Raw genomic sequence first — 26,710 nt, forward strand, 5'->3', positions numbered from 1 at the left:
GGCCTACGGACCCGAGGGGCCCGCGTCGACGTCCGCGGCGCGTACGTACGCCACCCGGTGGCCGAACTGGATCTCGTAGTACATGTCCTCGCCGCGCACCACACGGTGACCGGCCGGGTCGAAGGTCGTCGCGTAGTAGTACTCACCCGGAATCTTCCGCCCCGCCGCATACTCCTGCCCGGCCGGGAGCTTGTACGGCAGCGGGGAGACCGCTTGCACCGGCACGCCGTCCGGGTACGCCGCCGCCTCCGGGTAGGCCCGGCCGTACACCGGGATCCCGGCCCGGCCGCCCTTGGGCGTGACCACCGTTCCGGCCGCGTCGACCGCCGTACGACGCTGCCGCGGATTCTTGAACCAGGCCTTCTGCCCGAGGAACCAGATCGCCGTCCAGTCGCCGCTGCGCCCGGCGACCGCGTACTGCTGTCCGGTGGAGATCCGCGAGCCCACGTCGTTCACGCCGGTCGTGGAGTCGCCGCCGCCCGGCCTGAGCCCGATGTCCTTGACCAGCGGCGCGTCGTCGCGGGGCGCGGTGCGCACCCGTACCGCGCTGGAGCCGTGCGGCGGGCAGGGCTCGCCGGGCTCGGCGCAGCCGGTGAACTCGGGGCGGTGCCGCTCGTACCGCGGCAGCACCGTCACCAGGCCGCCGTCCGGGCCCGCGGTGCGCCTCAGCGGTTTGCCGAGCAGCGCGAAGTAGTGCTCCCAGTCCCAGTACGGGCCCGGATCCGTGTGCATCGCCGGGACCAGGGACGACACCGGGCCCTGGACCGTGTCATGGCCCAGGATGTGCTGCCGGTCCAGCGGAATGCCGTACTTCCGCGCCAGATGCTTCACCAACCGCGCCGACGTACGGTACATCGCCTCCGTGTACCAGGCGTCCGGCGAGGTCAGAAAGCCCTCGTGCTCCAGGCCCACCGACTTGGCGTTCACGAACCAGTTGCCCGCGTGCCAGCCCACGTCCGCCAGGTCCAGGTGCTGGGCGATGTGCCCGTCGGTCGAGCGCAGCGTGTACTGCCACGACACATACGTCGGGTCCTGCACCAGCTTCAGGGCGGTGTCCCAACTGCCCTCGGTGTCATGGATGACGATGTAGTCGATCGACTGGGACGACGGCCGGTCCGCCAGGTCGTGGTTGCCGTAGTCGTCGTCGCCGAACTCCTCGTACGGGGCCGGAATCCACTCGCAGGACACGCTCTTGGGGCACTCGACCGGCCCTCGTCGGGCGTGCCGCAGCCCCAGCCCGGCCAGTTGCCCGGTGTCCGGTTCGAGATCCGGCGCCGCGTCCAGGACGACGCGCTGACCGGCGTCGGTGGTGCGCCGCTGGCCGCCTCTGAGCACGGCGAACACCTCGTCCGCGTACGCCGCCGCCGCGGTCCGGTCGTCGGCGCCGGAGAAACGGGCCACCGCGCCGTACCAGTCGGCGGGGTCGCCGCTCGGCGCGCGTCCCGACTGCCGCTGCGCGTCGGCGAGCAGCGCCGCGCCGCCGCGGACGTTGGCCGCCGGGTCGTCGCGCAGCCGCTCCGCGGACAGTCCGGTCAGCTCGGCGGCCCGTGGCAAGGTCCGCAGGCGCTCCGGCAGTTGTCCGGGCTCCGGCAGCGCGGTGTCCGGTACGGCCGCGGGGCGCGCGGTGTCGCCGCGGGCGTCCTCCGCGCCATGGCTGTGGTGCGGGGCGCGGGCCAGCGCGGTGCGCGCGTCGGTGAGGTGCATCGGGCCGTAGCCGCCGGTCACACTGGGCGCTCCGCCGTGGGCGTCCCACCGCGACTGCAGATAGGAGACGCCGAGCAGCACACTCCGCGGTACCCGGTACTCGGCCGCGGCGGCGGTGAACGCGCGCTGGAGCCGCGCGTCGCCGGCGCCCCCGCGAGCGTCCCCGCCAGTGACCCCGGCGCCGACCCCGGTTGCGTCCGATGGCGCCGCGGCGAGCAGCGGCAGCAGCAGCACGGCGGACGCCGCGGCGCCCAGCGTCCGGCGCGGCCGACGGCGTACGGGAGCGGCTCGGTCCGGGGCGGAATCTCGCAAGGCAGCCTCCTGGGGCGACGGTTCGCGGTGGGGCGTGCGGGGCGGGCGTGGCTGACTCAGGGTCACCCGCTCCCAGACGATCCGTCAATCATGCATCAGGCCAAGGGAATTCCCTGGTTACCACGCTCGCGGCCACACGTACGGCGGTCCTCGACGCGCCATACGCGTGGCCGCGTCGAGGACCGCCGTGTCCGTCAGCGAGTGCCGACCGCCGCGCGCAGGGCCCGGCGGGCCATCGCGCAGTCGTCGTGCAGCCGCCGCAGCAGCAGCCGCTGTTCCTCGCCGGACGGCGCCCCGCCGGGCGCGGCCGCGCCCGGCGCCGCCGGGGCCGTCTCGTGCATGGTGCGCTGTACGGCCGTCTCGTACGTCCGGATCTCCCGCGTCAGTACGAGCATCAGGTTGACCAGGAAAGCGTCCTGTACCGTCGGACCCGCCGCCTGCGCGAGCTGGCTGATCTGCCGCCGCGCCGCCGGCGACTCGCCCAGCACCGACCAGAGCGTGGCCAGGTCATAGCCGGGCAGGTACCAGCCCGCGTGCTCCCAGTCCACCAGTACCGGACCGGCGGGCGACAGCAGGATGTTCGACAGCAGGGCGTCGCCGTGACAGAACTGCCCCATCCCGCCGCGCCCCGACGCCTGCGCGATGCCGTGCAGCAACTTCTGCAGGTCGCCCAGGTCCCGGTCGGTGAGCAGGCCCAGATCGTGGTAACGGGAGATGCGGGCGGCGTAGTCCAGCGGGGCGTCGAACGTACCGGCCGGCGGCCGCCAGCTGTTGAGGCGGCAGATCGCGCCGAGCGCGGCCCGTACGTCCGCGTGCGGCGGCGCGTCGGCCGGGTGGCGTTGCAGGGCCGCCACCCGGCCCGGCATCCGCTCCACGACCAGGGTGCCGCCCGCCGGGTCGGCCGCGATCAGCCGGGGCGCCCGGACCGGGGGCCGGTGGCGGACGAACGAGCGGTAGGCCGCTATCTCGTTGCGCAGCCGATCGGTCCATACGGGGGAGTGGTCCAGTAAACACTTGGCCACCGCGGTGCTGCGGCCTGTCGTGCCGACCAGCAGCACATGGCGGCCGCTGCGGCGCAGCACCTGCACCGGCTGGAACTCCGGGCAGATCCGCTGCACCGAGGCGACGGCGGTGCGCAGTTGGGCGCCCTGGGGGCCGGACAAGTCGAGTCTCCCGCTGAGGGACGGAGCGCCGTGCCCCGGACCGCGCCGCGGCCGACCGGTACCGAGCGCGGTGGCCGCCGGGCGGTTGGGGGCGAGGTACGGGCCGCTGCCCTGACGCGGAACCAGCGGCCGGGGCGGGGCGGACACGGAGGACGATGCTGCGTACATGGGCGGTACAGATCCCTTCGTGCGCCGACAGGTTGCGTGCGCCGACCCGACCCGGTGGCCGCGGGAGCACCCTGGGGAATGCCGTTCGGCTGCCGGGCCGGGGTGGCGCACTCCTACCTGACACCCGCGCGCGCATGGCACACCATCTGGCGCACCCTGGCGAACCCTGGCGAATAGTCGCTCAGCAACTGACAGGCGGTTACTGTCAACACAGCCGAGAACCTGGGGGCTTGACGTGAGCAACGAACCCAACACCCGCCTGCAAGATCTGTTCGGCCTGGCCGGCTGGTCCAAGGGCGAACTCGCCAGACTCGTGAACCGGCAGGCGGCGGCCATGGGCCACCCCCAGCTGGCGACCGACACCTCGCGAGTGCGGCGTTGGATCGACATGGGAGAGATCCCGCGCGATCCGGTGCCCCAGGTGCTGGAGGCGCTGTTCACCGAGCGACTCGGCCGTGTCGTGACCATCGAGGACCTCGGTCTGGTCCGGCACGGGCGCACGGGCAGACGGCAGCGCGACGGGGAGCTCAGCCATCCCGACTCCCTGCCGTGGGCGCCCGGTCGGACCGCCGCGGTCCTCACCGAATTCACGGGAATGGATCTCATGCTCAACCGACGCGGCTTGGTGGGCGCGGGTGCCGCGCTTGCCGCGGGAACCGCACTCACCAGCGCCATGCACGACTGGCTGCACACCGATCCGGCCCTGACGGCCGACGCACCCCGCATCGACGACCCCCTGCACGCCGACCCCGCTGGGTTCGACCGCTACGAGGCCGCCCCCATCGGGTCCCAGGAGATCGAGGAACTGGAGGCCTCGGTCGAGGTGTTCCGCGCCTGGGACGCGTCCCGCGGCGGCGGGCTGCAACGCAAGGCAGTGGTCGGCCAGCTCAACGAAGTGGGCGGCATGCTCGCCTACCGACACCCTGTCCATCTCCAGCGGCGCCTGTGGGGCGTCGCCGCCAACCTGGCCGTACTCGCCGGCTGGATGTCCCATGACGTCGGCCTCGAACCCACGGCCCAGAAGTACTTCGTCATCGCCGCGCACGCCGCGCGCGAGGGCGGCGACCGCCCTCGCGCCGGTGAGGCCCTGTCCCGAGCCGCCCGCCAGATGGTGCACCTCGGCAAGCCCGACGACGCGCTGGACCTGATGAAGCTCGCCAAGTCCGGTTCGGGGGACCAGGTGCTGCCGCGCACCCAGGCCATGCTGCACACCATCGAGGCCTGGGCCCAGGCCTCGATGGGCAAGGGCCAGGCCATGCGGCGGACCCTCGGCGAGGCGGAAGACCTGTTCGTGTCGGACAAGGGGGATGTACCGCCGCCCAGTTGGATGCAGATGTTCGACGAGGCCGACCTGCACGGGATGCAGGCCCTGGCCTACCGCACGCTCGCCGAGCACGACCCCTCGGCGGCGGCCACCGCCCAGCGGCACGCCAAGGAGGCCCTCGCCCTGCGGGAGAAGGGCCGCCAGCGGTCGAAGATCTTCGACTATCTGTCGCTGGCCTCGGCCTGCTTCATCGCCGACGACCCGGAACAGGCCGACCGGTACGCACGCCTGGCGCTGGTGTCCATGGGCGAGACCTCCTCACACCGCACCTGGGACCGGCTGCGTGAGATGTACCGGCTCACCGGCCAGTACGCGGGCTATCCGCGGATCCAGGACCTGCGCGAGGAGATCCAACTCGCCCTCCCCAAGGCCCCGTCCCGTACGAGGGGAGGCGCTGACCAGGCATGACCGAGTCCGCCGTACCCACCTGACGGGGGCTGTACGTGAGCCCATCACGTACAGCCCCCGCGACAGGGGGAACGCCTACGCGTCGATCCGGGCGATCAGCACACAGGCGTCGTCCTCCCGCTCGGTCTCATCGAACGCCTCGACCACCGTGCGCACACAGTCCTGCGCGGACCTGGCCGTGGCGAACCGGGGGGCGAGCGCGAGCAGTCGGCCCACGGCATCGCCTCCGGCGCGCCGTGGCGCCAGGCCGTCGGTGTGCAGCAACAGCAGGTCGCCGGGCTCGAGGCGCTCCACGGACTGGCCGTAGCGAGCCCCCGAGGTCGCGCCGAGCAGGACGCCGTCCGGTGGCGTGAGCGCGCGCCCCGTCCCGTCGCGGAACAGCAGCGGGGCGGGGTGTCCGGCCTGCGCCCAGGTCAGGGTGTGATCCTCGGGGCGGTAGCGGCAGCACACCGCGCTGCCCAGCGAGGGCTGCGCCGAGGCGTCGAGGAGGTCGTTCAGCCAGCCGAGCAGCGGCCCTGGCCGGGCGCCGGCGATGGCCATCCCGCGCAGCGCCCCGAGCAGCGTCGCCATCCCGGATGTGGCGGTGACGCCATGTCCGGTGAGGTCGCCGACGCTCAGCAGCGACTCGCCGTCCGGGAGTTGCATCGCGTCGTACCAGTCGCCGCCGATCAGCGCGCTGTCGGCGGACGGCAGATAGTGGGCGGCCAGGTCCAGAGCGTGCGCCCCGCCGTGCGGGAACCGCGGGGCGCCGCGCCACGGCGGCAGCACGGCCTCCTGTAACTCCACCGCGAGCCGGTGCTCCGTCTGCGCGAGGTGCCGTTGGTGTCGTAGGGAGTCACGGGTCTCGCGCACCGCGAGCTGGCTGCGGCGCAGCTCGCTGACGTCCCGCAGGACCGCCCACATCGAGGCGGTGGAGCCGTCGGCGTCGAGCACGGGCTCGCCCGTCATATGCACCGTACGCAGCGTGTCGTCGGGGCGTACGATGCGGAACTCGCCGTCGATGGGCCTGCCGTCGACCAGGCAGTCCGTCACCATCGTGGTGAGTAAAGGCTGGTCGTCGGGGAGAACCAGGGCGGGCAGCTCGTCCAGGGTCGGGGCCGGGCTCTCGGGGTCCCGCCCGAAGATCTGGTAGAGCTCGGCCGACCAGCTGACCTCGTCGGTGAGCAGGTTCCAGTCCGCACTGCCCACCCGGCTGAGCAGCGATCCGCGCCGCTGCTCGGGTACAGCGCTGAGCCGGGACGCGGCGCGGGGTGCGGCCTGAGCGCCCGCGGCCCGCGCGGATTCCGAGGCGTCGGAGGCGTCCGAGGTGTCCGAGGTGTCCGTGGAGTTCTGCGGGGGCAGGCCTTCGCGCAGTTGGCCGAGGTGGCCGTCCAGGTCGTCGAGCTGATGCATCGCCAGCTCGCACAGGGCACGCTGCCATCGCACCTGCGGGTCGTCGTCGTCCAGCACGGCGTCCTGGCGTACGGCGTCGACGCCGCCGCGCAGCTGCCGGGTCTGCGAGATGAGCGCGTCGACTGTGCCGCGCTCCGGCGGCTGCGGTGCGGGGGGCTCCGCGTAAGGGGGGGACGACGGCATGACGTACTCCGATACAGGCGCGGTACGACCAGCTCTGAAAGCCCTGACAGCTCGGACAAGTCTGACGGAGGACCGGTTACGACTCTTGCACAGCCTGCGGAGCCCTGTAAGCCATTTGGCAACACACGATCCGGTGGTGCTTATGTCATATGCCAGAGTCCTTACGGCGCGAGGTGCCCCGCCCAGGGGGCGGGGCACCGGTGACCTTCGTGCGGCGCGCGCGGCGGATCAGCTCCGCAACGGCCCCTCACAGCGGTAGTCCGACGTCCCGCCACGCCCGTCGGACCAGATGTCCACCGGGCCGAACGAGCAGTTCATGTCGGCCAGGTTATTGGTCCACTTCCCCGCTCGCTCCAGGAGGAAGTAGTCGACCGTCTCGGACATGTCCTTGAAGACGCGGTCGGCGTCGCCCGCGTCGCTCAGGCGTGCCGTGACCTTCCCGGTGCAGACGAACCGCGGGCGCTGCGGCGCGTTGACGGACGTGCAGTCGGGCGTGGCCCCGGTCGACGCGGCGAAGGCGGACTGGACTCGGGAGGCCGAGCGCTCGCGCAGCTCGTTCACCGGAGTGTGGGAGGTGTCGGGGACGAACAGGTCGTCGACATTCTTGATCTGCTCGTCCAGGAAGGCGTCGTACGCGCGCTGCAGTCCGGCGTCCTTGCCGAGCCGGGCCCGCCAGGCGTCGAAGCCCGCCGGGTCGTCGGCCCGCAGATAGCCGTACATCTCCTGGAGCAGCGAGGGCCGTTCGAGCCACAGGAACTCGAAGAACGTGCCCGCGTACGAGTAGAAGCGGAAGCCGTCCCCGTCGTAGGTGGCGTGCAGCAGCTCGTTCACGGTCATCCGCGGTCCGCCGCCCGCGGTGTCGCTGATGATGCTCTGGACCAGGGACTTGCGGACCTTGACGCCGTCGTCGCGGGTGGCGCCGTCGAAGAACTCCGCGGTGCCCTCGTCCATCGCCGTGGTCCGGTCGTCCTCGTACCAGGCCCCTTCGCCGAAGAAACCGGGCACCGCCCACCGGCCGTTGAGGTAGTGCGTGTACTCGTGCCGGAACAGTTCCTCCAGCGTCAGCCGGGAGTCCTGCGGAACCCGGCGCTGGTAGGTGTAGAAGGTCGCGCCCCGCTCGATGTAGATGCCGCCGTTGTTGGTGCCCATGCCGGTCAGCAGCGGGTGGTAGTTCTCGTAGTCGGCACGGGAGGCGTACAGCACCGTGGTGAGGCTGGAGTTGGGGTCGTCCGCGAGCGGCTCGTCCGTGCCGATGACCCGGTGGAACTGCGCCTTGACCTGCTTGCTCGCGTAGTAGAGCTGGTCGACGGTGTCCCGGTCGAGCGCGGTGCGGACCGTGATCCCGCCCCGGTCGTAAGTGTAGGTGTGCGGGAAGATGCGCCGCTCGATGTCGTCCTTGCACACGTCGTACGGTGCGCAGGCCTCGAAGAAGATGAGCCAGGCGGCGAGCTTCGCCCAAGGGGCGCTGCCCTCGCCGAAGTTGCGGGTCGTGGTGTCCAGGAGGCCGCCGAGGCCCGTGACGATCTCGCGGTTGAGCGAGTCGATCTGGCCCATCCGGCCGTACTCGCTGAGCGCGTCGCGCACCACCCAGGCGTTGGCCGTGTCCTTGAGGTGGGTGTGGCCCGCGAAGGCCTTGAAGGCGGCCCGGTAGGAGGCGTCGGCGGCCACCGCGTCATGGAAGGCGGTGTCCCGGTTGCCGGGGTAGACGCCGAGGTAGTTGAGCGAGAGGGCGGCGAGTGCGCTCCCGGCCCAGGCGGTGTCCAGGGCGGTGTCCGGGTGCGCGGCGTCCATGGTCTTCAGGACCCGCTTGACCAGCGGGAGCTGGTGCTGCCGCAGTCCGGGCATGGTGCCGGTGTAGAGCGCCTCGCGGAGAGTGGCGGCGTTGGCGTCGGTGGCGTCGAAGGTGCGGGCGGCCGAGCCGTAGGCGTCGATGGCCTCGCGCAGGGCGGCCACGGTCTGCGGGTCGCTCAGGTCGATCTCGTCGCGTGCGAAGTCGTGGTACCAGGCGGCGTGGAGATAGGTGAACATCTCCAGCAGATGGCTGCCGTTCTTACCGTCGTGGGCGCTGGCGAGCCGCGATATGCGCTGTGCGACGGCCTGGACGTGCTCCCGCGACATCACGGGGGCCAGCCGTTGGTCCCAGGTCCAGATCAGCGTGCGCAGGCATCCGTCGGCGGTGACGGCCGGATCGGCGAGGAAGTCGGCCAGCTGCTCGGGGGACAGCCCGGTGACGCCGTCGAGGGTGCAGGGTGCGACGGTCGCCCGCTGGGCCCTGGCCGTGACTCCCGGCGTGTCGGTGGCCGGTCCCGGCACCCGGCCGTCCGTCAGGCCGTCGGGCGCGGGGAGTTTCACGCTGCCGGGCTTGGGCGCCCTGGCCAGCCGTTCGACCGTGTCGGTCGGGTCGGGGGCGGCGGAGCCCCGCGCCGCCGAAGAAGGCGACGAAGGCGACGAGGGCGACGAGGCCGACGAGGCCGCCGGGAGCGACGAGGGGGCGGGAGCCGACGGGGTCAACGCCGCCGACGACGAGACGGCCGTGGCGCAGAGCGTCACCGCCGTCGTCACCGTGACCAGGGGTCTGAGCAGGGTTCTCGACAGGAACACTGAGGTCTCCGTGGGGGTCTGGGCAGGGTGGCGCCAACGGCTCTGTGGTCCGTGGTTCGATGGGCCGTTCGACGCCATGTCATGCGTAACGTAGTAATGTGAAATTGCACTGACAAGACCGAGGAGGAACCTCGTGCAGAATCCACGGACCACCGCGCCCCGCACCGTCAGCCACGACCTGCCCGTTTCAGGGGAGTTCGAGGCGTTTATGGCGGGCGGCTGGGCCGCGACTCCGCTGCCCGACGACATCCGGCTGCCCGTCGCCCGGCTGACGCCCGCACGCCGCGCCCGGCTCTCCGCACGCTTCCCCGGCGAACGACTCATCGTCCCGGCGGGCGAGTTGCGGGTCCGCTCCAACGACTGCGACCATCGCTTCCGGCCGCACAGCGGGTACGCCTGGCTCACCGGTCTGACCGGCGAGGACCAGGCGGGCCACGTCCTCGTCCTGGAGCCCGACGGCCCGGCGGGGCACGAGGCCGTGCTGTATCTGCGGCCGAGGTCGCCGCGCACCGAAGACGCGTTCTACCGGGACCGGCGCTACGGCGAGTTCTGGGTCGGCCGCCGTGCCGACCTCGCCGAGGCCGAGCGGATGACCGGCGTCCGCTGCGCGCCCCTGGACGGCCTGCCGACCGAGGGCCGCGACGCCGCCGACGACGCCGAACTCGCCGCCGCGCTCAGCGAACTGCGCCTGGTCAAGGACGCCTGGGAGGTCGGTCAGCTGCAACTCGCCGTGGACCACACCACCGCCGGGTTCGAGGACGTCGTGCGCGCGCTGCCCCGCGCGCTCGCGCACCCGCGCGGCGAACGCTGGATCGAGGGCGTCTTCGGCCTGCGCGCCCGCGCCGAGGGAAACGGCACCGGCTACGAGACCATCGCCGCGTCCGGCGCCCACGCCTGCGTCCTGCACTGGATACGCAACGACGGCCCGCTGGACCCCGGAAACCTGCTGCTCCTGGACGCGGGCGTGGAGACGGACAGCCTCTACACCGCCGACATCACCCGCACCCTGCCGCTGTCCGGACGGTTCTCACCGGTCCAGCGGCAGGTGTACGACCTGGTCCTGGCGGCCCAGGAGGCCGGGATCGGCGCGCTCAAGCCCGGCGCGAGCTTCCGTGACTTCCACCGCGCCGCGATGCGGGTCATCGCGGAGGGCCTCACCGAATGGGGCGTGCTGAAGCACGCGGACGGCGACTTCCACCGGCGCTACACCCTGTGCAGCAGCGGGCATATGCTCGGCCTCGACGTCCACGACTGCGCCCAGGCGCGGGCGGACGTCTATCTCGACGGCGTACTGGAGGAAGGCCAGGTCCTCACCGTGGAGCCGGGCCTCTACCTCCAGCCCGACGACGAGACCCTCCCGCCCGAACTGCGCGGGATCGGCGTCCGCATCGAGGACGACCTGGTGATCACGGCCGACGGCGCCCAGCTGATGTCGGGCGCGCTGCCGCGCACCCCCGACGCGATCGAGGCGTGGATGGGCGAACTCGCCGAAGGCGGAACCGACTGCTGAACCGGCCGCTGAGGCGAGGCGCCCGCCGAGCGGCCGTCAGCCAGTCGCCCGTCAGTCGTCCTGTGCCGGGATGCTGTCCATGAACGAGCTGACCGAGAACACGGCCCGCCCCGGCCCCGGCGGACCGTACCCCGGCGGCGAGGTCAGACCGTACTCCTCCAGCGTCGCCCGGTAGGACTCAAGCAGCCGGATGTGGTACTCGAGCGGCGCGCCCTCGGGATTCGCCTTGCCCAGCGGGGTCGTGGGCTCCGGGCACCAGGTGGTGAACCGGGGCACCACGCCGTGGGACATGAAGAACCGCAGGCCCTCGGTGGTCGAGTCGATCGCCTCCTTCACCGTCGTGAAGCCGAACGGCTCGGCCATCTCCACGCCCGCCACGAAGTTCGGAATCACATTGCGCGCGCCGAACACCTCGGTGGAGTCCAGGATGCGCCGGTGCCACTCGTCGCGGCCGACATAGCGCTCCTTGCCGGGGCAGTACAGCTCGAACAGCCGCCGGTCCCACACCTCGAAGTTGGGGTGGTAGATCTTGATGCCGTAGTCGTGGAACCGCTGCACGTCGTCCCGCGGCAGCGCCTGGGCCACGACCTTGCCGATCCAGCGATCGGGGAAGGCCTCCTCGATGGCCTTGGCGTAACTGCCGTAGAAGTCCGCCTCGTCGCGGCCGCCGACGGTCGACGTGATGGAGCCGCCGGTGAGCGTGTACGCCTGCGAGACGCGGTCGGTGTCGTACCGGTTGATGATGTCCAGCGCCTCGATGACCTCGTCCGAGGGCTTCACCCCGGTGTACGGGCGGCCCGCGGCCTTGTGCTGGCGCCAGTTGTGGTTGATGTCGCAGTACTGGCACTCCTCCTTGGCGCCGAAGTACTGGCAGACCCGGAACACCGTCAGATAGACGAGATAGCCCCACTGGATCGTCGGCGCGACCTCCATCACCGACTTGCCGTTCGAGAGCTTGTGCCGGTAGTACTCCGGCATCGGCGGCAGCCCCACGTCCGCGATCCGCGCGCCGTCCAGGTACAGCCCGAGCGCGCCGTCCTCACCGGCCCGCACCCGGTACGGGGACTCCGGGTTGACGCGTACGGACACCACCGTGCGGCGCAGGTCGTACGGGCCGCCGGTGAGGACGATCTCCTCGGGCGGCCGGTTCAGCGCCGCCGCGCCCAGCTCCGGCAGCGTGCGGTGGTCGAAGGAGAAGATGAAGTACGACTTCGGCTTGACGTCGCCCTCGCCCGCCGCGCCCTCGGCGCTGCCGCTGAGCGCCGACTCGTCGAAGGCCATGCCGCCGCGCAGCAGGTCCTCCTTGATCACGGCCTCTCGGGGCACATGGGCGAAGCGCTCCATGAGCTCCTCGACCAGCGCGGTACGACTCCGGGTCTCCATCAGTCTCCTAGCGAGGGGACCACCGGCTTCAGCCGGTGGGGGAATCGCTTCCCTGGCCTGTGATGATCTCGTCACACCCCGTGAGGGGCCGGTTCGGGCTGGACCGCAACCCTCGGGTTGGAAGCCCCCTCCTTCAGGCGGGGAGCGGAGTCACCTGCTGCTCCATCCCAGGGCGGGCGCGACAAATGCCCTGCGGACATTGGATCACAGCCGCGAGGCCGGGCCGCTCGCGCCCCCGTCACGCCACCGCCGCGTACGGGAGCGCGTGCGGCTCGTTCGCCAGCTGCGCCGCGATGCCGGTGCGGCCCGGCGCGACCTCGGGGCGCAGCACCAGGTTCTCGTCGTAGTCGCCGCCGTTCTCGTGCCGGTACGGCAGCGGGTCCGTGCTGTCCAGAGCGCGCAGCCGCGCGCGCAGCGCGTCGGCGGCACGGGAGAAGTCCGCCGCGGTGTGCCGGTCGGCGCCGTACACCGCGAACGGCGGCAGCGCCGCCATGCCCGTGTACCAGGACACGCCGTGCAGCACCGGGAAGAGCACCTCGTCCAGCTGCCCGTGGATGCCGCGCGGCCCGAACGCGGACTCCCGCGCGCCGACCGAGGTGACGACCAGCGTGCGCTTGCCCGCCAGGCCGCCGTCGCCGTAGCGCGGGGTGCGTCCGTCGGCGTCCTTGAGGCCGAAGGCGAAGCCCTGGACCAGGACGCGGTCGAACCAGCCCTTGAGGATCGCCGGCGGCCCGAACCACCACAGCGGGAACTGCAGCACCAGCACATCGGCCCAGGCGATCTTCGCCTGTTCGGCCAGGATGTCCTGGCTCAGGCCGCCGTCGTGGAAGGCGCGTTCCTGCTCGGCGCCGACCAGCAGCCGTCCGGGGTCGGCGCCGTTCATGTCGTCGGCGTCCAGTACGGCCTTGAAGCCCATCGCGTACAGGTCGGATACCTGGTGCTGGTGCCCCAGCTCGTCCAGGGCGCGCAGTCCTTCGGTGAGCAGCGAGCCGTTGAGGGAGCCGCGGTCGGGGTGCGCGAAGATCCAAAGAATTCTCATGCCCTCGATCGTGCGCGGCCGCGCACGAGGCGACCAGTGGCCAGGCGGACATGAAACGAAAGCATCTGGCCAGCCGTGTGTCACAGCGCGTCAGCGCGGCGGCGCGGGCGACTCCGGCGACTCCGGTGACTCCGGCGGCCCAGGCGGTTCGGACGGCCCGGACGGTTCAGGCCGCTGAGCCGGGGGCGACGGCTGCTCCAGCGGCGGGGCCGCCGCCGCGCAGTTGGTGTGGCACTCCGGGTGGCACGGCTCGGCCGCGCCCGTGACCGGCCTGCGCACGGTCACCCAGGCGATCAGCGCCCCCAGTGCCAGCACCCCCGCACACAGCGGCATCGCGCGCCGGAAGGCCGCACCGAACGCGTCGGCCGAGCGGTACGCCTCGGGTCCCATGCCGACCAGCAGGGGCAGCGCGGCGACCGCGATCAGCCCGGCCGCGCGGGCCGCCGCGTTGTTGATCCCGCTGGCGAGACCGGCCCGCGCGGTGTCCACCGAGGCCAGCACCGTGGCCGTCAGCGGCGCGACCAGCGTCACCATGCCGACCCCGAGCACCAGCACCGCGGGCAGCACATCGGTCAGATACGCGGCGCCCTCGCCCGCCCGCAGCATCAGCAGCATCCCGCCCGCGCACACCAGCGGGCCCACGGTGAGCGGGATACGCGGCCCGACGCGCTCCCCCAGCTCCCCGGAGCGCGCCGAGAACAGCAGCATCAGCACCGTGACGGGCAGCAGCGCGGTACCGGCGCCCAGCGCCGAGTAGCCCGTGACGACCTGGAGCTGGAGCGCGGAGAGAAAGAAGAAGCCGCCCAAGGCCCCGTAGACGCACAGCGTCACCACGTTCACGGCGGTGAACTGCCGGGAGGCGAACACCGCCGGCGGCACCATCGGCTCCGGCCGCCGCCGCTCCACGTACGCGAACAGCACCCCGGCCGCGATCCCCGCCACCCCGGAGCCGACCACCAGGGCGGACGCGCCCTGGTCGGGGGCGGCGATCAGCGCGTAGGTCACCAGCGCCAGCGCCAGCGCGCCGAGCGCCGCACCGAGCACGTCGAACCGGCCGTGCGCCCGCGGATCCCTGGACTCCGGTACGTGTCTGAGCGCCACCGGCACACAGACCGCGGCCAGCGGCACATTGAGCAGGAACACCCAGCGCCAGCCGGGACCGTCGACCAGCCATCCGCCGAGGAACGGCCCGACCGCCGCGCCGACCCCGCCGAGCCCCGACCACACACCGACCGCCCTGGCCCGGTCGTCCGGATGGAAGGACGCCTGGATCAAGGCGAGTGAGCCGGGGGTGAGCAGAGCGCCGCCGACCCCCTGGAGCGCCCGCGCGGCGATCAGCACCTCCGGGTTCGGGGCGAGCCCGCACAGCAGCGAGGCCCCGGCGAACCACACCACGCCCACCACGAAGACCCGGCGGCGCCCGAACCGGTCACCGAGCGCGCCGCCCAGCAGGATCAGCCCGGCCAGGGCCAGCAGGTAGGCGTTGACCGTCCACTGCAGGGCCGCCAGGTCCGCGTCGAGATCGGCGCCGATCCGGCGCAGCGCCACATTGACGACCGTGGAGTCCAGCAGCGCCATGCTGGAGCCGAGCACGGTCGTCAGCAGGACCCAGCGCCCGGCCGGGGACGTGGTCCGCAGTGTGCCGGGAGCGGCCGGTGGGGGAGCGGTGCTGCCCATAGGCGGATCATCCTCGCGCGCGTCGCCGACGGCCAGTGGGCCGCTGAGGCCAGCGGACTGCCACGGTCAGCCGCGACGGGCCGCGGCCCCGCGCTGGCGGGCGGCCTCGTACAGCACCACGGTCGCGGCGCTGGCCGCGTTGAGCGAGCTGGCGGCCCCGGTCATCGGGATGCTGACCGTGTGGTCGCACAGGTCGCGCCAGGCGTTGCTGAGCCCTGAGGTCTCGTTGCCGATCAGCAGCAGCACGGGCCGGGTCAGGTCGAAGTCCGCGAGGTCGGCGTCGCCGCGCTCGTCCGTGCCCACGAGCGTCACCTCGTGCCCCCGCGCCCGCTCCTTCGCCAGCCACTCGACGACCTCGCGGTGCGAGGGGCTGCGGACGGTCGGCAGCGCGAACAGCGACCCGGTGGTGGCCCGGACCGTCTTCGGGTCGTACACATCGGCGGCGTGCCCGGTGACGATCAGCCCGTCGGCGCCGAAGGAATCCGCCGAACGGATCATGGCGCCGATGTTCCCCGGACTGGTGGGCCGGTCGAACAGGACGCCCAGGAACGCCGGGTGTACGTCGATCCGGGACAGGTCGTCCGGCGGCATCCCGACCACGGCGACCACCTCGGGCGCGCCGTCGGTCTTCTCGCTCAGCTCGGCCAGCAGCTCCGGGGCCATGGCGACCCGGTCGGCGCTGGTGGCGCGCAGCAGGTCCTCGGCCCAGCGGGACAGCGGGCGGTCCGCGGCGTACAGCAGGGCGTGCACCGGCCAGCCGTGCTCGGCCGCGAGGGTGATCGGCCGTACGCCCTGGACCAGGAACTCTCCGGTCCGCTGCCGCTTGTTGCGGTTGCCGAGCAGGGCCTGCCACTGCTGGAAACGGGCATTGCGGGTCGTGATGCGCTGCTGCGCCACCCGTCCTCCAAGCCGAGATCGCGACGTCGTCCGTGCCTCCGGCCGACACCCGGCCGGGGTCGGCGCGGCTGCCCCGCAGGTTACCGGGGGCGGGCCGCACCCGCCCCCGGCAGGGTGGGCTACGCGCGGGGCGCGCTGCGGTAGTGGAAGACGCCCCAGGTGAGGTGGCCGTGGGCGCCGCCGTCGATCCAGCGGCGGAGGCCCGTCTTCATCTGGCTCAGATAGTCGTGGCTGACCTGCCGGGCGAGCCCGTCGCCCTCCTGCCGCTCGGTCTCCTCCAGGACGCGCGTGTAGTGGGCGACCAGCTGTTCGCGGTGCTCGTCGAAGCCGTCTCCGACGGGGGAGAACCCGAGCCCGGCCAACTCGCCGGTGTAGAAGCCGGGGGAGCCCATCGAGTCGAGGTGAATGCGGTCCAGGACGGGCCGCAGCACGTCGCTCGGGCAGTCGTCGGCCGCCATCGGGTCGGTGAAGATCAGCTGACCGCCGGGGCGCAGCACACGGGCGACCTCCTTGAGCACCCGCGGCCGGTCGCCGCTGTGCAGGAAGGCGTCCTGCGACCAGACGACGTCGACGTGCGCGTCCGGGTAGGGGATGTCCTCGAACGAGCCGTCCATGACCTCGATCAGGTCGGTGAGACCGCGGGCCGCGTTGAGCTCCCGGTGGCGCTGGTTCTCCACCTCGCTGAGGTTGAGCGCCAGGACCCGGCAGCCATAGGTCTCGGCGAGGTAGCGCGCCGAGCCGCCGTACCCGGAGCCGAGGTCGAGGACCACCGAGTCCTCGGTCAGCCCCAGTGCGTCGGCCATCCGCTGGACGGTGCGCCGGCTGGCGTCGACGATCGGCTCGGCCGGGTTCTCGTACAGGCCGATGTGGATGTCCTCGCCGCCCCAGACGGCCGCGTAGAAACTGTCCGCGTCGGGGGAGTTGTAGTAGCTGCGGGCGGTGCTGGTCGCGCCCGAGTACGGCGTGGCCGCGTCGTCGCTGAGCAGGTATTCTTTCTCCGCGACGTGGATGAAGAAGTCGGGCTGCTCGCCGCGGTAGGTGTGCTGGAAGTCCCCGTAGGTCTGGACGCGCTGGAAGCCCACCTCGGACATCAGCCTGCGGGTGTAGTCCTTGCGCAGCGGGAACATGTTGAGGTGGTACACCGACTGGTCGGGGAAGCTGTACCGCATCCGGCACAGTCCCTCGTCCACGTACTCCGGCTCCACGGTGACGTCCTCACCGCAGTAGTAGTACGTGTGCTTGCTGGTGTACCCGTCGTCGAGCATCGCGTCGTAGTTGCGCTGGTCCAGGACGAGGATGCCGTCGTGCTTGAGCATCGCGTAGAACTCGGCGAGGGCCTTGCGCCGGTCGCGCTCCGAGAACAAGTGGGTGAAGGAGTTGCCCAGACAGACGATGGCGTCGTACTCGCCGTGGACGTCGCGGTTCAGGTAGCGCCAGTCCGCCTGGACGACGCGCAGGATGTGGTCACCCTTGTTCATGCCGTTCTTGAACGCCATCGCGAGCATGTCCGCGCTGCCGTCGGCACTGACGGTCTCGAATCCGGCGGACAGCAGCCGGACCGAGTGGAACCCGGTTCCGGTGGCGACGTCGAGGACGCTTTTGACCCCCCACTTCCGCAGCAGATCGATAAAGAAATTTCCCTCGCTTTCTGCCCTCTTCTCCCAGTCGATCAGTGAATCCCACTTCTCCACGAAGCTGGGGACGTACTCCTCGGTGTAGTGGCCGGTGTCCCGTACGTCTACGGGGTTGTCTCCGAATTCCTGGGCCGGCTGCACGGTGATGAAGAACCCTTCAGTCGTGTCGGATCGTGCCCTTGCCGCGGCGGCCCGGCGCTGCGTGGCCCGGGCCTCGGGAGCCGCGAGGTCTGTGCGCATCGCTATCCAGACTGACGGATCGTATGCCTGCCCGTGTTGTATACAACGCCGTACGCAGCCACAACAGCCGCTCTGGCCAGGCCCTTTGGCGAACCGGACGTTCGCAAGAATCTTCTACCTGGTGGCGGTGATCAGCGGCGACGGGGCGAGGATGTCATGGGTGGTGACGGCATGGAACCCGGCGTCCGTGAGCCACGTCTGGTACTCGCGCCGGGTGTAGGCGTCGCCGTCTCGGGTGAACAGGAGCAGATCGGTCGCCGCGAAAGTCAGCGGAATGTGCGGACCGGTACGGGAGTCGTCCGGGATCATGTCGGCGATCAGCAGGGTGCCGCCCGGACGCAGCGCGGCGTACGCCTTCCTGAGGAGTTCGGGACCCCAGTGCGGGCCCTCGGTGTGCATGATGTATCCGAGCGTTATCAGGTCGTATCCGGTGCCGAATTCGGTGGTGCGAAGGTTTCCGCCGATGTGTGAGAAGCGGTCGGCGACGCCGTACCGTTCGGTGAAGGAGCGGGTGACGGCCGTGACTTCGGGGTGGTCGATGGTGGTCACCTCGGCCTCCGGGAGGTCGAGGGCGAAGGCGATCGACCAGGCGCCGCTGCCCGCCGCCACGTCGAGTATGCGGCGGATGCCGGCCCGCGTCTGACCCGGCAGGACCCCCACGGCGGCGCGCGCCGCGGCGAAGCTGAGCGGGAACCAGGCGGACACCAGGGCGGGGAACTGCTCGCGCCCGGTGGCCTCGTCCTCCCAGCGGGCCGTCGGCTCACCGGTGCGCACCACCTCGGTCAGGCGCGGCCACCGCTGCCACAGGGCGCGGGTCTCCTGGCACATGTCGCCGAGATAGCCGGGGGAGTCCCGGACCAGATAGCGGCGGGCCGCGGCGGTGAGCTCGTACCCGCCGTCGTGCTTGTCCAGGTAGCCGAGAGCGGTGAGGGCGTCCAGGACATGACGGGTGCCGCGCGGCGCCGTACCGGCCGCGGCGGCGGTCTCGTCGGCGGTGCGGGCCCCCGCCGCGAGATGCGAGAACAGATCCAGCTCGACGGCGGTGAGGAGGACTTGGGTGGCGCGCGGAGCCCACAGGTCGTCGATGATCTGCTCCGGAGTGACGAAGGTCCCCGGTTCGGACGGTGTGGCGGGCTCGGTGGGCACGGCGGGTTCCTCTTCCGTGGTGTGTTGTTCTGCGGCATGAGACAGATGTTCGGGCCGCGAAGGAAGGTCCGTATGATACGGGCCGGTCTCCTCCGGCAGCTCGAGATGGGATGACAGGACATGACTCCGCACGCCCCGCACGACGTCCCTCCTCCCTCCCGGAACCTCCTTCCCTCCCGGAACCTCCTCGACATCCTGCGGCGGCGGACCGGCCAGGAGCCGGAGGCGACCGCCTTCACCTTCCTCTCCTTCGACGAGCGCACCGGCGACGAGCGGCCCGCCACCCGGCTGACCCGCGGCCGACTCGACGCCAGAGCGCGGGCGGTGGCCGCGACCCTCCAGGAACGGGGCGCGGGCGGCGGGCGGGTCCTGCTGCTGATGCGGCCCGGCGCCGACTTCGTCGCGGGACTGTTCGGCTGTCTGTACGCGGGTGCCTGCGCCGTCGCCTGCGCGCCGCCGGTCGCCGGAGCACCGGACCAGGCGGCGGAGCGGTTCGCGCGGATCGGCGAGGACGCCGAGGTCGCCGCGGTGATCACACACCGGGACGGCGCGGCGGAACTGCGCGGCCGCTGGGACGGGCGCGGCGCCCCGGACGCCGCCTGGATCGAGGTCGACGGCATCGGCGTGCCGGGCGGCGCGGCCGCGGACCGGTGGGTTCCTCCGGACATCGACGGCGGCGACCTCGCGCTGATGCAGTACACCTCCGGATCGACCGGCGCGCCCAAGGGCGTCATGGTGTCCTATGAAGCCCTGCTGGAACAGCTCCGAGTCTTCCGCGACCTGGCCGAACTCCCCGACGGCGCCGACGTGGTGACCTGGATGCCGGTCTACCACGCGCTGGGCGTCGCCGGGACGGTGCTGCTGTCGCAGTTCATCGGCGGCCGCTGCACTCTGCTGACGCCCGAGGACTTCGTCGCCGAACCGTTCCGCTGGCTGAAGGCCATCTCCGACGCCGAGGGCCCGGTGTTCAGCTGCGGCCCCAACTTCGCCTATGACCGCTGCGTGGAGCGCGTCAGCCCCGAGCAGCGGGCCCGGCTCGACCTCAGCGGCTGGCACAGCGCGTTCAACGCCGCCGAACGCGTCCAGCACCGGACCATCGAGGCGTTCACCCGCGCCTTCGCCCCGCACGGCTTCCGCCGCGAGGCGTGGTTCCCCGGATACGGACTGACCGAGGTCACCCTCGGCATCAGCGGCCGCCGCGGACCCGACCCGCTGGCCCTCACCGTGGACGCGGCCGACCTGGAGCGCGGCAAGGTCCGCGTCTCGGGCCCCGGCGCCCCGGCGAGCGCGCGGGACGCGCAGGGCACGCAGGGCACGCAGGGCACGCAGGACGCGGGGGGCCGTGTCGTCGAGCTGGTCGGCTGCGGGACGCCGCACCCTCGGGTGCGGATGCTCATCGTCGACCCGGCGGCCCGCACGGAGTGCGGCCCCGGCGAGGTCGGCGAGATCTGGATCAGCGGCGCTGTGGTCAACCAGGGATACTGGCGACGCCCCGAGCAGACTGACGAGGCCTTCGCCGGACACCTGGCGGACGGCCGGGGGCCGTTCCTGCGCTCCGGCGACCTCGCCTTCCGGCACGGCGACGAGATCGTCGTCTGCGGCCGCCTCAAGGAACTGATCATCATCCGGGGGCGCAACATCCACCCCCAGGACGTGGAGGCCGCCGCCCGCCGCGCCCATCCGGCGCTGGCCGCGGCCCCGGCGGCCGCGTTCTCCGTCGACGCGCCGGACGGCGAACGGCTGGTCCTGGTCCAGTCCGTCGAGCACACCGGCGACCTGGACCTCGCCGCGCTGGGCGCGGAGGTCAGGGCGGCCGTCGCCGCGGAACAGGAGGTCGAGCCGCACGCCGTGGTGTTCGTACGACCGGCCGCCCTGCCGATGACCGGGAGCGGCAAGATCCGCCGTACCGCCTGTCGACAGGCCTGGCTCGACGACACGCTCACCGCACTGCACACCACGACCACCGGCGCCAGTACCGGCAGCGGCACCGAGCCGGACCGGACCGCGACGGGCGGCTCCTCACCCACGGCGGAGCGCCCGGACGCCGCCGCCCCGCCCCAAGCCGCCGCCCCGCTGCGGGAGATGGTCACCGCGCTGCCCGCAGACCTGCGCGGCCAGGTGCTGACCGCGGAGGTGACACGGCGCATCGCGACCCTGCTGGGCGTGGAGCCCGACCGGGTGCCCGCCGACCGCCCGCTGGTCGGCCTGGGCCTGGAGTCGCTGCGCACGATCGAACTCCGGCACGGACTGGCCCGCGACTTCCAGGTCGCTCTCCCGCTGGCCGGATTTCTCCGCGGCGGCGTCACCGACGTGGCGGACCTCGTACGCTCCGGCCTCGACGGCGGCCCGGACGGCGCGCCATCACGGTCTACGCGCGAGGACGTCCGCTGGCCTGTCGTGACCGCCGACCCGGACCGCCGCCATGAACCCTTCCCGCTCACCGAGATCCAGCACGCCTACCTCATCGGCCGGAGCACCGGGTACGAACTCGGCGGCACCTCGGTACACCTCTACACCGAGTACGACTGCGCCGCACTGGACCCGCTGCGGCTGCGGCGGGCCCTGGCCGCGCTGGTACGACGGCACGAGATGCTCCGCGCCGTGGTCCGCGACGACGGCACCCAGTGCGTCCTGCCCGAGGTCGGCGAGATCCCGGTCCCCGAGTACGACCTCCGCGACGCCGACCGGGAACGCCGCGACGCCCACCTCCGCGAGCTACGCGACCAGCTCAGCCACCAGGTGCTCCCGCTGGACACCTGGCCGATGTTCGACCTCCGCGTCACCTGGCTCGACGACGACCGGGCCCGCGTCCACGTCGGCATCGACCTGCTGGTCGCCGACGTGGCCAGCGTCCGGCTGTTCTTCCTCGAACTCGGCGACCTGTACGCCGACCCGGACGCCGAACTCCCCACACCCCAGGTGTCGTTCCGCGACTATGTGCTCGCGGCGCGGCAGCTCGCCGACACCCCCGCCTACGAGAAGGCCCGAGCCTACTGGCTCGACCGGATCGACACGCTCCCCCCGAACCCGCCGTTGCCGTCGTCCGCCGCCGCCCCGGCCGTCGGCGCGGCCGCGCGCCGCACGCGCCGCCACGACCGCCTGGACGCACCCGAGTGGGCCCGCGTCAAGGAGCGCGCCGCCGCCCGTGGACTCACCCCGTCGGCCGTACAACTCGCCGCCTACGCGACCGTGCTCGGCGCCTGGACCCGCACCGGTCACTTCACCCTCAACGTCCCGCTGTTCAACCGGCACCCGCTGCACCCGGACATCGACCAGATCATCGGCGACTTCACCTCGGTGACCCTCCTGGAGGTCGATCTGCGCCCCGGCGGCGGCATCACCGCCCTGGCCGAGCGCATCCAGCGGCAACTGTGGCAGGACCTGGACCACCGCCTGTTCAGCGGCGTGGAGGTGGTGCGGGAGATCGCCCGCGAGCGCGGCGTCCCCGCCGCCGACTACTCGGCCACCGTCTTCGCCAGCGCCCGCGAACAGGGCCGCGACCAGGAGTTCGCCCAGGGCGACGTGGGCGCGAACTGGCTGGGCGAGACGGTGTACGCGGTGTCCCAGACCCCGCAGGTGCGACTCGACCACCAGGTCTACGAGGACCGCGGCGCCCTCACCTTCAAGTGGGACGCGGTCGAGGCGTCCTTCCCGCCCGCCGTCCTGGACGAGATGTTCGACGCCTACAGCCGACTGCTGCACACTCTCGCACGGGACGAGGCCGCCTGGGGACCGGACGACGTGGACGTGCTCCCGGCGGCGCAGCGACGGCTCATCGACCGGGCCAATGACACCACCGGCACGGTCCCCGACGGTCTGCTGTGTACGGGCTTCACCGCACAGGCCACGGCACACCCCGACCGTACGGCCGTCATCACCGGCGCGTGCGACGTCAGTTACGGGGAGCTGTACGGGCACGCCTGCCGCCTCGCCCGACGGCTGCGCGACCTCGGGGCGGCGCCGGGCCGACTCGTCGCCGTCGCCCTGGACAAGGGCGTCGAACAGATCGTCGCGGTCCTCGCCGTCCACCTGTCAGGGGCCGCCTATCTGCCGCTCGACCCGGCCCTGCCCCCGGCCCGCCGGGAGTGGATGCTGCGGCACTCCGGCGCCACGCTGGTCCTCACGACGGGCACGGGCGCGGGCACGGACATGGACACGAGTACGGACATGGACACGAGCACGGACCACCGGGACCGCACCTGGCCCACCGGCGTCACGGCCCTGTCCGTCGACCTGACCGCGTCCGACGGCGACGCCGCCCCCCTGACTCCCGTGCAGCGGCCCGACGACCTCGCCTACCTGCTGTACACCTCCGGGTCCACCGGCGACCCGAAGGGCGTCGCCGTCTCACACCGGGCGGCGCTCAACACCGTCGCCGACTTCGCCGAGCGCTGCGCGCTGACCCCCGAGGACCGGGTGCTCGCCCTGTCCGCCCTCGGCTTCGACCTCTCCGTCGCCGACATCTTCGCCGTACTCGGCGGCGGCGGCGCGCTTGTGCTCCCGGAACCGGCCGCGACGCCCGATCCGGCCCACTGGCTGGAGCTCCTGACCGAGCACCGCGTCACGCTGTGGAACTCAGTGCCCGCCCTGCTGCAGATGCTGGTCGAGCACCTGGGCGACGACGCCGCACGCCCGCACGCGCTGGCGGGCCTCAGGGAGGTCTGGCTGTCCGGCGACTGGATACCCGTCGACCTGCCGGGCCGGGTACGCGCCGCGGCCCCCGGCGTCCGCGTCACCGCGGCGGGCGGGGCCACCGAGGCCGGAATCTGGTCGGTGGCCCATGTGGTCACCGACGCCGACGCGGCCAGGACCTCGATCCCGTACGGCACGGCCCTGCGCAACCAGACCATGGACGTGCTCAACGACCGCCTCGAATCCTGCCCCGTGGGCGTCACCGGCGAGATCTGCGTCGGGGGCGACTCCCTGGCCGACGGCTACTGGCGCGACCCCGAGCGCACCGCCGATTCCTTCGTCACGCACCCGCGCACCGGGCGGCGGCTGTACCGGACCGGGGATCTCGGCCGGTGGCTGCCGGACGGCGAGATCGAGATCATCGGCCGCGAGGACTTCCAGGTGAAGATCCGTGGGCATCGCATCGAACTCGGCGAGATCGAGGCGGTGTTGCTGCGGCAGGACGAGGTCCGCGCGGCCGCGGTCACGGTCGTCGGCGACGCCCGCGAGGCTCGCCGCCTCGCCGCCGTCGTCGTACGCGAGACGGCGGGAACGCCGGACGCGGCGACACCGGACGCGGCGACACCGGACACGACGGAACCGGACACGACGGAACCGGACACCGGGACACCGGACGCGGCGCCCGCACCGGACGGGGCGGCCTCGGGCGATGCCCGTGGCTACCGCGCGGCGTTCGGTGACGACGTCCTCACGGACCCGCTGGAGCGGCTCGCGTTCACCTCGCGCCGTCCAGGGCCGCGTACGGACCTGGACGGCCCCGCGCACCAACTCCCGTTCACCGCACCGGAAACCGAGGGCCCCGCACGCCGCAGCCGCCGTCGCTTCGGCGCGGCGCCGGTCCCGCTCGCCGCGCTCACCCGCCTGCTGGAGCCGCTGCGCGCGCACGGCACCGGCGACAGCGGCGCGCCGGGCCGCCGCCGCTACGGCTCGGCCGGTGGCCTGTACCCCGTACAGACCTATGTGTACATCACTCCCGGCCGGGTCGAAGGAATCGAAGGCGGCACGTTCCGCTACGACCCCGGCCAGCACCGGCTGGTGACGGTGTGCGCGGACGTGCGCCTGGGCGCCGAACTTCATGTCCCCGACAACCAGGCGGTGTTCGACGGCGCGGCGTTCTCCGTGTTCTTCGTGGCGCGGTGCTCCGCCGTCGAGCCGATGTACGGGACGCGGGCGCGCGACTTCTGCCTGCTGGAGACGGGCCTGATGACCCAGCTCCTGGACGAGGCCGGGCCCGCCAGCGGCATCGGCCTGTGCCAGGTGGGCGTCATCCGGGTCACCGGCGAACTGCGCCGCGCCCTGGCCGTCGACGAGGACAGCGAGGTGCTGCACGGCCTGCTCGGCGGCACGCTGGACGACGACCCCGGCCAGGACGACCCCGGCCGGGACAACACGGCCGCGACGGACACCGCGATGACGGACACCGCGACCGCACCGGAACCGCTGGGAAGGCTGCTGCGGCGGCGGCTGGCCGCCGTGCTGCCCGGCTATCTCGTCCCGGCCGCGTTCACCGAGGTGGACCGGCTGCCGCTCACGGCCCGCGGCAAACTGGACCGCGAGGCGCTGCGAACCCTGGCCGAGCAGGCGGCCCGGCTGGACGCAAAGGACGCGGGCGGCGACGCCGACGGCGGTGCCGGAACCCCGACCCAGGCGCGCATCCTGGCCGTACTCCGCACTGAGCTGAGCCTGGACGGGATCACGGTCGACGACCGTCTCTTGGAGCTCGGCGTGGACTCGGTGGCCATGGTCCGGCTGCACCGCGCCCTGCGGACGGCACTGGGCCGCGAGTTCCCGCTCGCCGTGATGTTCGACGCGCCCACCGTCCGACGCCTGGCCGACCACATCACCACGCACCCCGCCGCCGACGACGCCGCCGGCGAACCCCCGGCCGACCCGGCGCTCACCCGAACTCGGGGGCGCGGACGAGAACGCGGGCGGAGCGCCCACCGCCGTACCCCAGGAGGCCGGTCATGAGCGAGCGCCGCATCCGGCTCTTCTGCCTGCCCTACGCGGGCGGTTCCGCACGCCTGTACCTGCCGTGGCAGCGGGCGCTCCCCGACGCCGTCGAGGTGTGCCCGCTGGAACTGCCCGGCCGTGGCAGCCGGTTCGGCGAGCCGCTGTGCGAGCGGCTCGAACCGCTGGTCGATGACGTGGTGGCCGCTGTGCGGGCGCACGACGACGGCCTGCCGTTCGCCCTGTTCGGCTACAGCTTCGGGTCGGTCCTGGCGTACGAGGCGGCCGCCCGCCTGGAGGCCGACGGCCGACCGCCGGTTTTTCTGACGGTGGCCGCCTTCCGCTCACCGGACTTGGCGCCGCCCGCCGTGTCATCCGCGCTGCTGCCCGACGCGGAACTCCGGGCGGCCGTGGGGAAGATGGGCGGCACACCGCGCGAACTCCTGGACAACGACGCGTTCATGGCGCTGGCCCTCCCGGCCATCAGGGCCGATCTGCGGATAGCCGACACATACGGCGGCCGCTCGGGGCCGCCGCTCGGCTGCCCCGTCGCGGCCTTCGCCGGTGCGGACGATCCGCTGTTCGCGGTCGCGGACATCGCCGCCTGGGCCCGGTTCACCACCGAGCCGTTCACCCTCCATGTGGTGCCCGGCGGGCACTTCTTCCTGCACTCGCACGAGGAACAACTGTGCGAGACCCTCGGTGCCGCGCTCACTTCGCGGCTGGATCCAGGGGCATTGCCCGCAGCGGCAGGCGCACCCCGCGGCGGTCGAGATACGCCAAGGGGTTGATGTCCGAGCCGTAGCCGCGCCGGGCACGCACCTCGAAGTGCAGATGGGGGCCGGTCACCCGGCCGGTGGCCCCGCTCCGCCCGAGGTGGGTCCCGGCCCGCACCCGCTGGCCGACCCGGACCGCGATGCGCGACAAGTGGGTGTAAAGCGTGTAGTGGCCGTCCGTCATCCGGATGGTCACGGCCTTGCCGTAGTCGCCGGACCGCGCGGCGAGCACCACCGTGCCGGAACCGACGGCACGGACCGGTGTCCCGGTGGGCACGGCGAAGTCGACCCCGGTGTGGTGTCCGGCGTGCCCGCCGCTGCGGATCCCGTAGGGCGCGGAGATCTTGGCGCGGACGGCCAGCGGGCTGGTCCAGCCGCCGGTGGGCGCGGCCGCGGAGCCCGGCGGCACCGTCAGGGCGCACACGGCCCCGACGGCGGTCACGGCTATCCCGTAGAGCGGTCGGCGGAAGAGCTGTCTGCGAAACCTTGTCATAGGGGTGAGGACACGCCA

Annotated in this window: 15 protein-coding genes; 4 read left to right on the forward strand and 11 right to left on the reverse strand. The window is 72.5% G+C overall.

Annotation, left to right across the window (positions count from 1 at the left end):
* Window positions 1-3 precede the first annotated feature (3 nt).
* Window positions 4-2,016, reverse strand: a complete 2,013-nt coding sequence (locus ACX6XY_RS16620; protein ID WP_460331106.1) for an N-acetylmuramoyl-L-alanine amidase — start codon at window positions 2,014-2,016, stop codon at window positions 4-6.
* Between the two features lie 194 nt (window positions 2,017-2,210).
* Window positions 2,211-3,347, reverse strand: a complete 1,137-nt coding sequence (locus ACX6XY_RS16625; protein WP_460331109.1) for an aminoglycoside phosphotransferase family protein — start codon at window positions 3,345-3,347, stop codon at window positions 2,211-2,213.
* A gap of 235 nt (window positions 3,348-3,582) precedes the next feature.
* Here ACX6XY_RS16625 and ACX6XY_RS16630 point away from each other — a divergent pair, with 235 nt between their 5' ends.
* Window positions 3,583-5,079 (forward strand): DNA-binding protein NsdB, encoded by a 1,497-nt coding sequence (locus ACX6XY_RS16630; RefSeq protein ID WP_460331112.1) that lies wholly within the window; start codon window positions 3,583-3,585, stop codon window positions 5,077-5,079.
* Between the two features lie 75 nt (window positions 5,080-5,154).
* On the opposite strand, the gene ACX6XY_RS16635 is transcribed toward ACX6XY_RS16630, so the two are convergent.
* Together ACX6XY_RS16635 and ACX6XY_RS16640 are read right to left on the reverse strand one after the other, a co-directional pair.
* Window positions 5,155-6,654 carry a PP2C family protein-serine/threonine phosphatase gene (locus tag ACX6XY_RS16635; RefSeq protein ID WP_460331115.1) on the reverse strand — a complete coding sequence of 500 codons (1,500 nt, stop codon included), beginning with the start codon at window positions 6,652-6,654 and terminating at the stop codon, window positions 5,155-5,157.
* Window positions 6,655-6,882: 228 nt separating this feature from the next.
* Entirely contained in the window at window positions 6,883-9,255 is a 2,373-nt protein-coding gene (locus ACX6XY_RS16640) for a collagenase (RefSeq protein ID WP_460331117.1), read from the reverse strand.
* Between the two features lie 133 nt (window positions 9,256-9,388).
* Between ACX6XY_RS16640 and ACX6XY_RS16645 the strand changes: the two genes are divergently transcribed.
* On the forward strand, window positions 9,389-10,765 hold the full coding sequence (locus ACX6XY_RS16645) for an aminopeptidase P family protein (protein ID WP_460331119.1): 1,377 nt from the start codon (window positions 9,389-9,391) through the stop codon (window positions 10,763-10,765).
* 51 nt (window positions 10,766-10,816) lie between these two features.
* On the opposite strand, the gene ACX6XY_RS16650 is transcribed toward ACX6XY_RS16645, so the two are convergent.
* The 6 genes from ACX6XY_RS16650 to ACX6XY_RS16675 all read right to left on the reverse strand — a co-directional run bounded on the left by ACX6XY_RS16650 (window position 10,817) and on the right by ACX6XY_RS16675 (window position 18,781).
* Window positions 10,817-12,148 carry a radical SAM protein gene (locus ACX6XY_RS16650; protein WP_460331121.1) on the reverse strand — a complete coding sequence of 444 codons (1,332 nt, stop codon included), beginning with the start codon at window positions 12,146-12,148 and terminating at the stop codon, window positions 10,817-10,819.
* Between the two features lie 238 nt (window positions 12,149-12,386).
* Entirely contained in the window at window positions 12,387-13,187 is an 801-nt protein-coding gene (locus tag ACX6XY_RS16655) for an NAD(P)H-dependent oxidoreductase (RefSeq protein WP_460331124.1), read from the reverse strand.
* Between the two features lie 90 nt (window positions 13,188-13,277).
* Entirely contained in the window at window positions 13,278-14,864 is a 1,587-nt protein-coding gene (locus ACX6XY_RS16660; RefSeq protein ID WP_460331126.1) for an MFS transporter, read from the reverse strand.
* Between the two features lie 66 nt (window positions 14,865-14,930).
* The gene (locus tag ACX6XY_RS16665; protein ID WP_460331128.1) at window positions 14,931-15,761 is read right to left on the reverse strand and encodes a TrmH family RNA methyltransferase; all 831 of its coding nucleotides are present in this window, start codon (window positions 15,759-15,761) and stop codon (window positions 14,931-14,933) included.
* Window positions 15,762-15,880: 119 nt separating this feature from the next.
* A complete protein-coding gene (locus tag ACX6XY_RS16670; protein WP_460331131.1) occupies window positions 15,881-17,536 on the reverse strand; it encodes a glycine/sarcosine N-methyltransferase in 1,656 nt (551 codons plus the stop codon).
* Between the two features lie 213 nt (window positions 17,537-17,749).
* Complete coding sequence (locus tag ACX6XY_RS16675; protein WP_460331133.1) at window positions 17,750-18,781, reverse strand: methyltransferase; 1,032 nt, start codon at window positions 18,779-18,781, stop codon at window positions 17,750-17,752.
* A gap of 120 nt (window positions 18,782-18,901) precedes the next feature.
* On the opposite strand from ACX6XY_RS16675, the gene ACX6XY_RS16680 reads away from it, so the two are divergent.
* Together ACX6XY_RS16680 and ACX6XY_RS16685 are read left to right on the forward strand one after the other, a co-directional pair.
* Window positions 18,902-25,444, forward strand: coding sequence for an amino acid adenylation domain-containing protein (locus ACX6XY_RS16680; RefSeq protein WP_460331135.1), 6,543 nt, complete (start codon window positions 18,902-18,904; stop codon window positions 25,442-25,444).
* Window positions 25,441-26,214, forward strand: coding sequence for a thioesterase II family protein (locus ACX6XY_RS16685; protein ID WP_460331138.1), 774 nt, complete (start codon window positions 25,441-25,443; stop codon window positions 26,212-26,214). The genes ACX6XY_RS16680 and ACX6XY_RS16685 overlap by 4 nt, the downstream gene beginning before the upstream one ends.
* Here the strand turns inward: ACX6XY_RS16685 and ACX6XY_RS16690 are convergent.
* A complete protein-coding gene (locus ACX6XY_RS16690) occupies window positions 26,135-26,641 on the reverse strand; it encodes a M23 family metallopeptidase (RefSeq protein ID WP_460331140.1) in 507 nt (168 codons plus the stop codon). The genes ACX6XY_RS16685 and ACX6XY_RS16690 overlap by 80 nt on opposite strands.
* Window positions 26,642-26,710 lie beyond the last annotated feature (69 nt).

It is taken from the genome of Streptomyces sp. O3, from assembly GCF_054788135.1.

What these genes read in the sequence shown, in the direction of transcription:
- ACX6XY_RS16685 (WP_460331138.1), top strand. Translation starts at nt 25,441, where the DNA reads ATGAGCGAGCGCCGCATCCGGCTCTTCTGCCTGCCCTACGCGGGCGGT.
- ACX6XY_RS16680 (WP_460331135.1), top strand. Translation starts at nt 18,902, where the DNA reads ATGACTCCGCACGCCCCGCACGACGTCCCTCCTCCCTCCCGGAACCTC.
- ACX6XY_RS16650 (WP_460331121.1), bottom strand. Translation starts at nt 12,148, where the DNA reads ATGGAGACCCGGAGTCGTACCGCGCTGGTCGAGGAGCTCATGGAGCGC.
- ACX6XY_RS16655 (WP_460331124.1), bottom strand. Translation starts at nt 13,187, where the DNA reads ATGAGAATTCTTTGGATCTTCGCGCACCCCGACCGCGGCTCCCTCAAC.
- ACX6XY_RS16635 (WP_460331115.1), bottom strand. Translation starts at nt 6,654, where the DNA reads ATGCCGTCGTCCCCCCCTTACGCGGAGCCCCCCGCACCGCAGCCGCCG.
- ACX6XY_RS16660 (WP_460331126.1), bottom strand. Translation starts at nt 14,864, where the DNA reads ATGGGCAGCACCGCTCCCCCACCGGCCGCTCCCGGCACACTGCGGACC.
- ACX6XY_RS16625 (WP_460331109.1), bottom strand. Translation starts at nt 3,347, where the DNA reads ATGTACGCAGCATCGTCCTCCGTGTCCGCCCCGCCCCGGCCGCTGGTT.